The following is a 12923-nucleotide window of genomic DNA, read 5'->3' on the forward strand; positions in this document are numbered from 1 at the left end:
TTTTGATAGCTGCAAAGGAAAATAAAGAACCAAATAAGAACCAAATTTTCCGAAATACTGGTCATTTATGTCGTGAACACAAAAAAACAAGCCAAGGATAAACCTTGGCCTGTTGAACGTTGTTTTCGCTTTGAACGACAACATCGTTGCCGATTCAGAGTGATATCCTAATTTATTGCACAATAGTATTCGCGATTGCCGCTAGATCAGCAATGTCGATGACGCCATCGTGGTTAACGTCTGATTTTTTAATGGCATTCCAATCAGGGCTCGTTGAATTTTTGCCATAATTCACAGCTACAATGGCAAGATCGCCAATGGTAACTTTTCCATCCGTGTTGATATCACCTGGCGTCGAGGCGTGAACGGCGTTTTTAAACGCTTGCCATGCCTCGCTTAAGCTAATAACGGCTTGATCTACATCCGTTTGCGTCTTTGCGGTTTCAGACACGTTGATGGCGGCTGTGATTGCTGAGTTCAGCACGGCTTTCGATCCGATTGGATAATGTCCTGGCGCGCTGCCTTCCACAGCTGCAACCAGTGTAGCCTTTGCATCTGCAATTAAAGCGTTTAACGCTTCTTTGTCGAGATTAGCGCCGCTCGTTACTTCCACGCTGTAACGAATTGGAGTCAGCGGGGTCTCTACGCCTGCCGAGTTGGCCACTAAGGCGCGTGAGAGCGTAATTGCCGTGTCATTGGTTTCTTTTATTGCTTTCCAGTTTAACTGAAGTAAGTCACCATCGCTGTTGACAGGATGACCTGAGCCTTCGCTCGCAAGCAGGATCCGTACTTGACCGACGGTTTCGGCATTGGAATCAATGACAATCAAGCCATCCTTTAACGATTCGGCAGAAACAAAAGTCAGCTTGTCAGGATCATAGTTGAATATAAGGTCCTGCGCATAGATCGCGTCTTCAGGTTTAGCGGATACATGGCTTAAACCATAAAGCACGTTAAGGTTCGTTCCGACTGGAGCTTGCGATTGCCCCGTTAACGTGCCGGTTAAAGCTGTCTCGGCAGGTGGCAGTGTGTTTGGCACGTCTGCTTTGTACATGGCGATGAAGTCCAGGTTGACATTCCCAACGCTGTCATTGTCAATGCGATAGCTGATCACATTTTTTCCTGCTTTTAATGATAAACGCTCGGAAGCTGTGAACCATTCCTCCCAGCTGATTGCCGTTTTGTCAGGCGTTATCGTTTTGGCAGCTGCACCATTCACATATACATTGATTTTTGCCCGGGCAGGCAATTGAACCGTTGGGTTGTTTGTTGATTCGCCGTCTGCCTGCACCCCATATGCGTATCTAACCCCAACGATATAATCGCCAGCTTCTTCGGCTTGAACGACAAAGCTTGCTTCGGCCCCGGACTTCTTAGGTAGGTTGATATAGCCGGAGCCTTGATAATTGCCATACTGGTTATCTTTGGTTATAGCGCCGTAATGAATCGCATCTTCGGCTTGGTACATGTCACCCATACCTAAATCACCCGAAGGCAAGTCTTGCCATTCATAAGGAGAAATAGGTGTTCCGAAATCAGGTGTGCCATCGCTATTCCAGCCCATTTGCTGCAGATTCACTTGACGCCACCAATTGCGGCCAGTATCCTTGTACACCCGTGAATGGTATATCATCCAATCTTCAGTGCCGTCTGGGGACTTCACAAAACCTGCTCGGGCAGGACCAGACACGTCGCTGGTGGCGACAAAAACATCGTTCGTGCGCGTCCAGGAATCTGGGTTCAGGAAATCGCCATCGGTATTCGTGAAATAGGATAATCGATACCCGTTTGAAGCGTAGTCGCCTTCCGACATGGTAATGAACACTTTTCCGTCCCTTTGCAATACACGCGGGCCTTCACCCCCGCCGCCTGGCAAGAATGAGCGATCGGCCGTAATCGTGTAGGGGTTATCCATGGGAGCGATTGCCGGGCCGATGGGCTCTCCAGAGCCTAAGGTTCCCCAAACCGCATACAGCTGCCCATTGTTTTCAAATACGGTGAAATCATTGGCTTGTTTGTACACGCCATTCTCGCCGGCATACAACGCGCCTTTGTCCACATATTCCCCTTGGGGATCATCGGTCACGGATTCAAGGACGGTTGCCATATGCTTAAAACCGTAATCTTTAAGATCCGCACAATAGTAAATATACCATTTGCCGTCAAAGAAAAAGATTTCAGGAGCAAAAATACGAGTTTGCGACCCTTTTGAATCAAACACCATCACCTTTTCTCCTTGATCGATCAGCGTACGGGATTTGGACACGTATACTTTATTATTGGAATCCAGATTGCTTGAAGAAACGAAATAATAAAAGCCGTCTTTATAGGTTACGAAGGGATCCTGTCCTTGATATAACGGATTATTAAACTTGCCGGATACCGATGAGCTCGTTACGCCCATTTCGCTCATGAAGTCCGATCTTGCTTTGGATGCGTTTTCAATTCCTTCTATTAGTAACGTTACCTTATCTTGATCCTCCAGTTCTTTGCCGTCGATCGTATCTATCAATTCTACGGCCGAGTTTTTTGCTGCGATTAAGTTATCGTATACGCTTTCGGTTACATTAGATGAAAAGTTTTCCGTTAAGTAATCAATCTTTAGAATCTCTGCCGACAAATCTCCCTTTTTGGTTGCGATAGTTCGATCGGGTGGCAAATAGAGCGCTGATTCAGGGACGATTTCTCTGTTCTGGCTGGCGCTTTCCCATTCCATCCGAAGCCAAGTGCCGCCCCATCCTTGCAAATATTCGACTTTAATGTCGTAATGCTTGCCAGCCTCTAATGCGATAGGCGCGCTGACTTGAGGAACCTCCCAGGTTTGCTTCCAGAAATTAATGATTAACTGCCCATTAATCCATAGCCGAAACCCGTCATCGCCTACCATATGAAAGGTATAATCTTCCGTATATTTCGGCACGATCGTACCGGTAAAACGAGCCGTATTATAATCAGGCGTTCCTGATAATTGGTTGAATATGCTTCCAAAGGAATCGCCATTCAAATTGCTGACCGCCCTCTCCCCTCGAAAATCATCGAAAGTAAACACAGTGATGTCTTGGCGATCAATCGGGTTTCTTTCACATTTGAAAAACTCTCCCAAAAGTCCATGACCATCCATCGTTGGATCCGCAGCATATGCCTTGCCTGATGTATAAATCAAACCCGAAAACAGGACTATCGTCATAAGTAATCCAATTGCTTTTTTCATTCGTTATCCTCCAAATTTCTTATTTAATGGAATGCTGGCGAGACATACGTGTGCTCATGCATATGAAAGATGTAAAGCGAAGTCTTATTTGTGTTTTATCATTTTTTCCCTCCTTTTCCAATCTCGATTTCCTCATCAAACGTAACATATTTCAAAAAAGATATATTTATAAAATCCCGCTGTTTTATATGATTTTCTATCCATTTTTTTAGTGAGGATGTGCTGCATGCGGATACGCGATGAAAAGCTTGCGAAAATAAAAAAACCGCCGATTCGGCGGTTTCGTCTAGCTATATGATTATATAGATTCGTATCGGTTATTGGATTCATTCACTTGCCATGCTTACGCCTTACTTCGACTGATAAGCAGCAGCACAAATGAAATGACAATGATAGCAATTGTCCAAGCCCATGCCATCTGCGTATTGCCCGAATCTACCGCAACGTAAATGGCAGTCGGCAGCGTCTGTGTTTTCCCGGGAATATTCCCGGCTATCATCAGCGTTGCACCGAATTCACCTAGACCTCTAGCAAAGCCTAGGATATATGCTGTGCCAAGCGAACGATAGGCAAGCGGAAGCGAAATATACCGGAATACTTCCCACTCACTCGCGCCCATTGATCGGCTAGCATCCTCCAAATGACGGTCAACAGCCGCAAAGCCTACCTTCATCGTCTGGTAAACAAGCGGAAATGAAACGACGATCGCTGCAATAACGGCAGCCCACCAAGAAAATACGATCGGGGCATGAAACATCCATTCGATCCATTTGCCAAGCCAGCTTCTTCGTCCGAGCAATACGAGCAACAGGAAGCCAACTACGGTAGGCGGCAATACCAACGGTAACATGAACACCGTTTCAAGCGCCGTTTTACCTTTGAATGACCGGCGAGACATCCACCATGCGGCTGCTATCCCAAGAAAGAGTACGATAATGCTCGATAGTAATGCAACCTGTAAGGAAAGACGGACAGGCAACCAGAAATCATGCCAGTTTACGGAAGCCATTATGGGTTTGGAATCGTAAAGCCGAACGCAACGAATACATCGAGCGCTTCTTTTGTTTGTAAATACAGGTAAAACTGCTCGGCTTCATGGCTATGTTTCGTCGCTTTAACGATTCCAATTGGATACTGGATCGTCTGATACGTTTCTTTATCAACCGAAAATGCAATTTTAACTTTATCGGATGTCATCGCATCGGTTTTGTATACGAAACCGGCATCCGCATTTCCGGTTTCCACATATTGCAGCACTTGTCTTACATCTTTCCCTTGAACGGACTTAGGCTGCAATGAATCCCAAAGATTAGCTTTCGTCAGAGCTTCCTTCGCATAGTTCCCTGCCGGTACGCTTTCCGGAATGCCAATGGCGACGGTTTTTACGCTCGCCTGGGAGAGGTCTTTGACATTTTCAATCATTGCAGCTGTATCAGCCGGAACGACGACAACAAGCTCATTATTCAACAAGCTAACCTGCTTTGTAGAGTCAATTAGCTGTTTATCTATAAGTGCTGTCATGTTTTTGACTGCTGCAGAGAAGAAAAGATCAGCAGGCGCACCTTGCTCGATTTGCTGTTGAAGCGCCCCGGATGCGCCGAAATTGAAGTTTAATTTGATGTTTGGATGGTTTGCTTCATATGATTTTTGAATTTCGGTTAAGGCGTCTTTCATGCTTGCCGCTGCCGAAATGATGAGCTCAACGGCCTCTGCGGGTTGTTCGCTCGGAGCTGCCGTGCTTTCAGCCGGAATATTATTCGTAGTTGCATTCGTTTTTGTATTTTCTGCTGCACCGCATCCAGCAAAAACGAGCATCGCCGCGAGGATAAAAGATAGAAATAAATAACTTTTCGTTTTCTGATACATGAATGTTCCTCCAAGTTTATGTTTAGATATAATTAGATATATCTAAAGCGAATTATATAGAAAAATCGATTCTTTTGTAAATGCAATTAACAAAACGTACACATTCTAATATGGTACAATGAAAACGATATTCAATAGAATGACTGCCAATAAGGAGGAGCATCATGTCCAGCGATGTCTCATATACGACAGAAGATATTGCCAAGCTTCTGCAAATCTCTAAACTTACGGTTTATGATCTTATAAAAAAAGGCGAGCTGCCCTCTTACCGTGTCGGGAAACAAATGCGCGTAGATCCTGCAGACCTAGAAGCTTACAAGAAAAGAGCTAAAGGCTTGCAGATACAGGATCGCCCTGCCCAATCAGAAGCTCCTATCCGGTCTGCGGCTCCGAGCTTAGGCAATGGCTTGCGTCCAATCGTGATTACCGGACAGGATCTCAGTCTGGACATTCTTGCGAAGCATTTGGAAAAAAGCAATGCCGGCATAAGGCCGCTTCGTTCTTTCGTCGGAAGTTTGGACAGTCTAATCTCTATGTACCGCGGAGAATCCGATATCGTCAGTACTCATTTGCTGGATGGGGAAACGGGTGAGTACAATTTGCCATATATCAAAAAGCTGCTCGTTGGCTCTTCCTATATGGTCGTTAATCTGCTCATTCGAAATGCCGGCTTTTATGTCCAGAATGGCAATCCATTGTCTATCAAAGGCTGGTCCGATTTAAGCATCCCTGGCTTAAGGATCGCGAATCGGGAGAAAGGCTCCGGTGCTCGCGTATTGCTTGATGAGCAGCTTCGGCTTCATGGCATTAAAGCTGGTCAATTGATAGGCTATGACCTCGAACAAAGCAATCATCTCGGCGTTGCATCCCAAGTGGCATCCGGACTTGCCGACGTTGGCGTCGGCATCGAGAAAGCGGCATCGATTGTAGGCAATGTCGAATTTTTGCCCTTAATGGAAGAACGTTATGATCTCGTTGTGCTCAAGACGGAAAGCAACCAAACCTGGATTGCATCGCTGCTTCACATTCTCCGTTCGGATGAGTTTCGAAATGAGCTTGGTTCGATTTCAGGCTATAACCTGTCTCGGACGGGAGAAATCTTGCTTGAAACCTAACGTATGATGGTGAAAATGCAGCGATTGCGCGACATTTGCATCTCCTTTCTATATTTAAATTATACTGATTATATCTAAAACGCACTATTATTAATCAATATATATCGTAACTCTCTATAAATCAATCTAATTATGTCAGAATATATCACATTCCTATTTTAACATGCCAATTCGAATACAAGTAAAAGCCTCTTCTCCCTAATGAAAAGGCTTTTACTTGTTTTTTATGGATAATTCCATGGATCTTCAAATAAACAAACTTTCAAGACTGTTTAATTGCTATTCTGATATAAATAGTTATAATTAGATTTGTTTTAACGGCAGCCGTTAAGAACATCAAGCGAGACCGATGACAGAGATTATATTTGACTATGAGAAATGAGGTATGAACTTGCTGCAAAAAGCAACATTTGCTGGAGGGTGCTTCTGGTGTATGGTGAGTCCATTCGAAGAGCAGCCAGGGATTCATGGTATTATATCCGGTTATATGGGCGGAACGCTGGAGAATCCGACGTATGAGCAGGTTCTGACAGGCGAAACGGGACATTTGGAAGTCGTTCAAATTACGTTTGATTCCAATATCTTTCCATATGAGAAGCTGCTGGAGCTCTATTGGCCGCAAATCGATCCAACCGATGCCGTTGGGCAAGGAAATGATCGTAAAAGCCAATATCGTGCTGCGATTTTTTATCATAACGAAGAGCAACTCCGCCTTGCTCTGGAGTCCAAAGAACAATTGGGCAAAAGCGGCCGCTTTGACAAACCAATTGCTACGGAAGTTCAGGAGGCGGTTACGTTTTACCCCGCTGAGGACTATCATCAAAACTATCATCGCAAAAATCCAAAGCACTACAAAGAATCAAGGGTGTATTCTGGTCGGGACGCCATCATTGATAAATACTGGAAACCGTTGGAGTAGCCTGCCATGATCGATTAGTACTTATCCATTTATGAGAATGTACGTGCCAATCGGAACCCAAGATCGTCAATGCGGAATGTCGGATGGCTGCGACGGCGGCAAGTTGCCCCGCAGCCTCTTTCCGCTTCCGCCCAGCTTCCGCCTCGAAAGATGCGATAAGAACCGTATACTTGTTCGTCATAAAGATCCCAGCACCATTCCCATACATTTCCGAGCATATCATGGAGGCCCCAGTCATTAGGCGCTTTCATACCTACCGGATGAATGCCGCCCCCAGCGTTTTCGTTGTACCAAGCAATATGGTCGAGCTCGCCATACCGGTATCCTGTTGTCCCGGCTTTACAGGCATGCTGCCATTCGGCTTCGCTAGGCAGGCGGTAGCCGTCTGCTTTCCAATCATAAGTGATGATTTCGCCGTTGCTGCTTGCAGAATAGCATTCTTTAAGCCCAGCTTTAATCGACAGCTCGTTGCAGAAGGAAATGGCGTCGTTCCAAGATATGTTGACTACCGGATTTCGGCCTCCATCGGCCGCATTCGTTGATGGACTCATAACAAGGTTATGGAAGTCAACGGTTACGGGGTATTTGGCAATCTGGAACGGCTTTAATGTTGTCGTCCAGCTGGTCTTTTTACGATCGTCCCTTAATGAGATTTCACCACCCGGTATGTGAACCATTGGCCAATCACTTATGCTTTTGGCATCATAGATCAAGCGCTCTCCCTCCTCTTTCTCGCATTTCAACCGTTTCCAACGCATTAAATCAATATACACTTCATGTTCGCAGCTGTCCATATTTCCCCTTGTTCGGTACATTAATCAAATAAAGAGGAGGAGCTTCTTGAACGCCCCTCCCCCTATCATTATTGAATAACCAGTCCAAACCCATTCTGAATGTAATTGATATTCGGGTGGGCAATATTACTGGTCGTTAAATTGTTGAATGTCGCGGAGCCATTACCCGTATAGGTGTAAATTGCGGCGCCAGGATGCGGTGAAGTGAATCGTGAGGTTAAGATGCCGTCTTTGCCAGTACCGTTAATATTAATGTTGTTGAACACGATGTTTTCAAATCCTCCGCCGTAACCGAATTGGATGGCGCTTCGCTGGGTATTGATAATGTCGATATTGGTGAAGGTCACATTTTTGATGGAATCATTGGAGGCTTCCAAGTCAATCGCACCGCGCTCGCCGTTGTAGAGATCTCTGCTGGTACCGCTGTTAATAATGGTGGTATCCGAGAAAACAATTCCGGTATTGTTCTGGAAGTGGTAGCCCGGGAACACCGTGTTCATTCTTATGCCAGAACCGCCAACCGTGTCGATTATGATGTTGTGAGTAGCCTTATGCCCGCCTCCGCCGAAAAACGCAATTGCAGCCGCACGCCAGTTATTCTCGATGGTGTTGAACGAGAAGGTATTGTTTACGCCTGCTGTCGCACCGTTGACGTTACTCGTCCATACGGCCAGACCATCGTCTCCGTTATTGCGTACGCTGCTATTGCGTACGGTCGAATTACTCGTTCCCTGAGCGAAATTGACGCCGTCGGCAAGGTTATTGCGAATACGGCTATTCTCGATAACGAGGCCATCCGCATAAATGGCAGGCGTATGCGCATAGTCCCCTACCCAGAAACCGCATTCGAAATGCTCAACCCACACATTGTGAACCTTTGAGTTTTTACCGAAATTGTCCATAAATCCTTTGTAGATGGCACCCTCATGATAGCGTGAGCGCAGCTTTGAATTCATGTAGATATTGCTGAAATCAAGCTTGCCCTCCACTCTGAACGAGATGCCTCCGGAAGCTGAGTTTGGATTGGTAAACTGAATATTGGTATGCCAGATACCCGCGCCAGCAATGGTAATATCATCAATCATGTTGCTGACAGATCCGATTTTCCACATATTCCCGATATGGAAGGTCCCTTCTGGGATGTAAAGCGTTTTTCCGGTTGCAACAGCGGCAGTTACCGTTGCTTCAAAGGCAGCAAGATCGTCCAAGCCATCGTTCGCTACTGCGCCGTATTCGGTTACGGACACCGCGTTCGCTGGTTTTGCTATGGCAGCAGGAACAGGCTCGATCTCAAGGAAATCCACGCCGTATTCCAAGCTATCCGCATTGCTTTTCTGTATGCGAATCGTATCGCCTGGCTGCAACGCGGAATCCAATTTCCAATGCACTTCATCAAAGCGGAATAACGGTCGACCGCCGGCCGGCGTATCCGCAGGCTGATCGCTTGAGAAATATTGCCAATTATAATAGGAAGTGAGCGGAATGGTTTTCGCTTTGACTCCGTTTACGTAAACGTCCAGCGAACCGCTCAGCCCCATGCCGTCAGCAGAATCAGGCATCGTGAATCGCATGGTTACGCCTGCTCCGCCTTCACCCTGCCTTACTGTCCATTGCAGGTATGATCCATCGGAAGGCAGCGCAACGTAGCGCTGTCCGGAAGCTTCGGAAGCTGTCAGCGTCTGATCGAAGGTTGGTGCGGCTTGCAGGCTGGCACCGCCTCCTCTGGTTGCATCATCCGTGTCGTATCTGCTGTACGGCATGCTTGCTCCGCGTGCGGAGTAAACGACAAGATTGGCTGAGCTCGCGTTATTCGTCTGCTTAATCGCTAGCTCGTTCGTATCGAAAGCAACGGTTGTCGTTACGCTGTAGTTGCCTGTAACGGCTGTCCACGTCCCTGGAATAGCGACATTGACTGATGCGCCAGCCGCTAAAGTTCCGGTGAAAGCGCCGTTATAGGTTTGAATCGTTGTGCCGGCGGCATTTTTCAGAACGACCGTAACGCCATGGGCACCGCTTCCCGAAGCGATATTCCCTTGGTTTTTAAGGTTAACGTTGAAGGTAACCGCATTACTCGCGACTGGATTGCTAGGCGTCCATGAAACCGTTCCGATCAGGTCGGAGCTTGCAACAGGCGCAACCTGAAGCGAAGAAGAAGCTGTAAAGCTGTTGTTGGAATCATTTTGTTCAATAACGGCATTGCTCTCATCTACTTTGGCATTGACGGAATATGCTGCAGCTGCCTTCGTTCCGGCATTAAAGGATACCGTTGCCTCAGCGCCTGCTGCCAGCAATCCGACAGAAGCAGTTCCGGCAAGCGAATTATTCAGATAAAAGTTGACTGTAGTAGCTGCCGAGCTTGCGTTGCCTATGTTTTTAACGGTGGCGTTCAGAACGATGGCGCTTGTTTCAATCGGCGATGCCGGTAACCATGCTACATCGGTTATGACTAAATCAGGGTTTGGTGCAGGCGAACCGAATACTTGGAATTCAGCGATCTGTCCTCCGGCAGCGCCCGTGTTGGCAGAAATGTTAAGCTGTAGGCGTTTAACCGTGGCCGTAATCGGAATCGTTACCGTATTCTGAGTGGCTGGGTTGAACGTATACGATTGTGCCGCTGCCAGACTGCTGAAGGTCGTTGTGTTCTGATTAGACCCTAGCACTTGAATCGTTTGTGTGCGCGTACTCCAAGCGGATGAAGGATTCAGCTTCAACACAATGGAGGTAATGTTATGATTCGCTCCGAGATCAAGTGTCAGAATGCTTGAGCTGCCGCCTTCCCAGTAGGTAGCTGCATCATTGTCGTTTGCGTTAGCGGCAATAAAGGATTGTGTACTCGAGGCAGCGATAATCGGTTTGCCGATTGCAAGGTTGCCGCCTGGAGGCGCCGACGGAGTCGCAGTTGGCGAGACCGTTGGCGTAGGAGTAAGCGTTGGCGTCGGTGTTGGCGTTGATGTAGGTACTGGTGATGCAGTAGGCGTAGGCGTTATCTGTGGGGTTGGCGTAGGTGTAGGGGTTGTCGTAGATGCCACGGTGATTTGATCGATATTAATATTCCCGGAATCTCCAGCATCATATTTGTAAGCGATGGTGTTGGTGCCGGCGTTTAATTGAAGCAATTCTACGCTAGTCCCCCAAGTATCCCAGTTGGCAAGGCTTGGGAGCGTAGATTGCCGTATTTTCACGCCATTGACGTAAATGCTGATGGATTTGGAGCTGCCGCTTGCATTTGCGTAGGTCAATGTTACATTTCGATTGCCGGCAGCTGCTGCATTTACCGTAAAGGTAGTCGCAGCACCTTGCGTCCAGTAACCATCTACGAAGCCGGTTCCGGAATATCCGATATGGTCTGTATTGATTTTTGCCCCGCCGGAAAGCGCAGCTGATTCAGCCTGATACGTACCGGTAGGCGTTGGCGTGGCTGTTGGCGTTGGCGTAGGACCAGCGCTGCCATAGATCTCAATTTCAGAAATTTGCGCTGCAGGCCAACCGGTATTGCCGGTTACTTCAAGGCGCAAGTAACGCGTGCTCGTGGCCGAAAAGTTGATCGTTACGGAGTTATTCCCGGCGGTAGGATTAAAAGCATAAGCTGTCGAGCCAACGATATTCGTAAAAGATGTCCCGTTCGTGCTGCCTACGATAGCCAGTGTTTGTGTCCGGGCACCCCAGTCCGCGGGTATTTTGAGAACGATCTGGTCAATGCTCGTAGAAACGCCTAAATCAACCTGAATCCATTGCGGGAAGGCTTGGTTCGTACTTTCCCAGTAAGTAGCTTGATTGCTGTCCTTGATATTATTCGGACTATATGTTTGGGATTGGCCGCTAGCCGTGATGTTTTTGCCAAGCGTTAGGTTCGGTCCTCCTGCCGCGGATACGGGGTCGAACGGACCGGCAGCGAGAATAAAGCTTGATAGCAGCATCGTTAGAATTAGCGGCCATGCAACATACTTGTTGTTCATTATATGCCTCCTTAATAATGTGTTGAAACAAAAAAAACGAGCACTTAAACCAGATATGGCAGCGTTTTCAAATAGTAAAACAGCAGCGCTGCAGGAGTTGCTTGATTTGCACGCTCTTCTTTCGAAAATCTACGACATAGCGGATACTCCCTCCTTTCTGTCACACATCCTCATTATAGAGAGCGATGAGGGGGAGCCATAAGATGTATTCTTACGGAAACTGTATGCAATTCCAAGTTATTGGGAATACCAGCGTCTAAAGGCTCAAAAAAAGAACCCGTAACGTGCACGAGTTCTTTAGCATGCGGATGGGCTCTATCAAATGGTAGGATTCGCAGATTATAATCCGTCTCAAATCCAGGCAAGGGCAGATGCATCAACTTATTCTGGCGCCTTCAAACCGCGATGCCAGTCCGCTTCGTATATCCCCGCTCTCACCGATAGTTCTGGCGAATACCTCGACGTGATCATATGTTTTCAACTGCACGATACCAGAAGCATCGATTATTCCTGTCCGAGAAGTGAAGCTTTCTTGATCTGATATCCGCGGTATGCCATTTATTCGGACTTCTAGGTTCAAGGTAATTGCGGTTAGCGTCATCGCTTCAAACAAAATGCTTGCTTGAAGCGTATAGATTCCGTTTTGCTTCGGCTGAAAGGTTGATGTCGAGGCATTGTATTCATTGTTTAGGTCCAACAACTCTGCCTGATATCTAACCTTTGTGAATATCGCTTCCATGATCGATTGATCGCTGCCTGCTATTGCATGGAAAGCTGATTTTCGTATTTTGGGAAGCTTAGCGGCCATTCTTTTGCATACAGGCTTTCTGCGAATGGCTTTTTTACAGGCTGGCTTTTTGAACACGGTTTTTTTAAGTACAATTTTGGAGCAGACTTGTTTCTCAAGCCGTATGCTTTTAAACGCCATTCTTGTTCCTCCTTGATATTTCCTAGCAATCGTTTTTCCATATCATATGGATGGAACATTCTAATAGATACGCAAATGGCCTAACCGATATGAAAAAGGCTTGCCCCCTGCTTGGCGCAAGCACCATTGCAAGA

8 protein-coding genes are annotated in these 12923 nt (G+C 46.8%); 2 read left to right on the plus strand and 6 right to left on the minus strand.

The features are described from left to right. Nucleotides 1–172: 172 nt before the first annotated feature. From AC0YN3_RS04090 to modA, 3 genes are all read right to left on the minus strand, one after another. Nucleotides 173–3211: a family 43 glycosylhydrolase gene (locus AC0YN3_RS04090; protein ID WP_475773816.1), complete on the minus strand. Its 3039-nt coding sequence runs from the start codon at nucleotides 3209–3211 to the stop codon at nucleotides 173–175. Between the two features lie 343 nt (nucleotides 3212–3554). Next, nucleotides 3555–4220 carry a molybdate ABC transporter permease subunit gene (gene modB / locus AC0YN3_RS04095; protein WP_475773817.1) on the minus strand — a complete coding sequence of 222 codons (666 nt, stop codon included), beginning with the start codon at nucleotides 4218–4220 and terminating at the stop codon, nucleotides 3555–3557. Continuing rightward, the gene (gene modA, locus AC0YN3_RS04100) at nucleotides 4220–5077 is read right to left on the minus strand and encodes a molybdate ABC transporter substrate-binding protein (protein WP_475773818.1); all 858 of its coding nucleotides are present in this window, start codon (nucleotides 5075–5077) and stop codon (nucleotides 4220–4222) included. Before modA ends, modB begins: the two co-directional genes overlap by 1 nt. Nucleotides 5078–5241: 164 nt before the next feature. Between modA and AC0YN3_RS04105 the strand changes: the two genes are divergently transcribed. Continuing rightward, nucleotides 5242–6192 carry a substrate-binding domain-containing protein gene (locus AC0YN3_RS04105; RefSeq protein WP_475773819.1) on the plus strand — a complete coding sequence of 317 codons (951 nt, stop codon included), beginning with the start codon at nucleotides 5242–5244 and terminating at the stop codon, nucleotides 6190–6192. Between the two features lie 394 nt (nucleotides 6193–6586). Continuing rightward, nucleotides 6587–7111, plus strand: a complete 525-nt coding sequence (gene msrA / locus AC0YN3_RS04110) for a peptide-methionine (S)-S-oxide reductase MsrA (protein WP_475774284.1) — start codon at nucleotides 6587–6589, stop codon at nucleotides 7109–7111. 29 nt (nucleotides 7112–7140) lie between these two features. Here the strand turns inward: msrA and AC0YN3_RS04115 are convergent, their stop codons facing one another. The 3 genes from AC0YN3_RS04115 to AC0YN3_RS04125 form a co-directional block, all read right to left on the minus strand. Continuing rightward, entirely contained in the window at nucleotides 7141–7788 is a 648-nt protein-coding gene (locus tag AC0YN3_RS04115) for a formylglycine-generating enzyme family protein (RefSeq protein WP_475774285.1), read from the minus strand. Between the two features lie 185 nt (nucleotides 7789–7973). Next, nucleotides 7974–11861, minus strand: coding sequence for a discoidin domain-containing protein (locus AC0YN3_RS04120; RefSeq protein WP_475773820.1), 3888 nt, complete (start codon nucleotides 11859–11861; stop codon nucleotides 7974–7976). A 376-nt stretch (nucleotides 11862–12237) separates the two neighbouring features. Continuing rightward, the gene (locus AC0YN3_RS04125; RefSeq protein ID WP_475773821.1) at nucleotides 12238–12789 is read right to left on the minus strand and encodes a C1q-like domain-containing protein; all 552 of its coding nucleotides are present in this window, start codon (nucleotides 12787–12789) and stop codon (nucleotides 12238–12240) included. Nucleotides 12790–12923 lie beyond the last annotated feature (134 nt).

This window comes from Paenibacillus sp. J22R232, assembly GCF_056269165.1.

Bases quoted from the DNA above. Each gene is read 5' to 3' on its own strand.
- AC0YN3_RS04090 (WP_475773816.1), bottom strand. From the start codon at position 3,211: ATGAAAAAAGCAATTGGATTACTTATGACGATAGTCCTGTTTTCGGGT.
- modB (WP_475773817.1), bottom strand. From the start codon at position 4,220: ATGGCTTCCGTAAACTGGCATGATTTCTGGTTGCCTGTCCGTCTTTCC.
- modA (WP_475773818.1), bottom strand. From the start codon at position 5,077: ATGTATCAGAAAACGAAAAGTTATTTATTTCTATCTTTTATCCTCGCG.
- AC0YN3_RS04105 (WP_475773819.1), top strand. From the start codon at position 5,242: ATGTCCAGCGATGTCTCATATACGACAGAAGATATTGCCAAGCTTCTG.
- AC0YN3_RS04115 (WP_475774285.1), bottom strand. From the start codon at position 7,788: ATGGTTCACATACCGGGTGGTGAAATCTCATTAAGGGACGATCGTAAA.
- AC0YN3_RS04120 (WP_475773820.1), bottom strand. From the start codon at position 11,861: ATGAACAACAAGTATGTTGCATGGCCGCTAATTCTAACGATGCTGCTA.
- AC0YN3_RS04125 (WP_475773821.1), bottom strand. From the start codon at position 12,789: ATGGCGTTTAAAAGCATACGGCTTGAGAAACAAGTCTGCTCCAAAATT.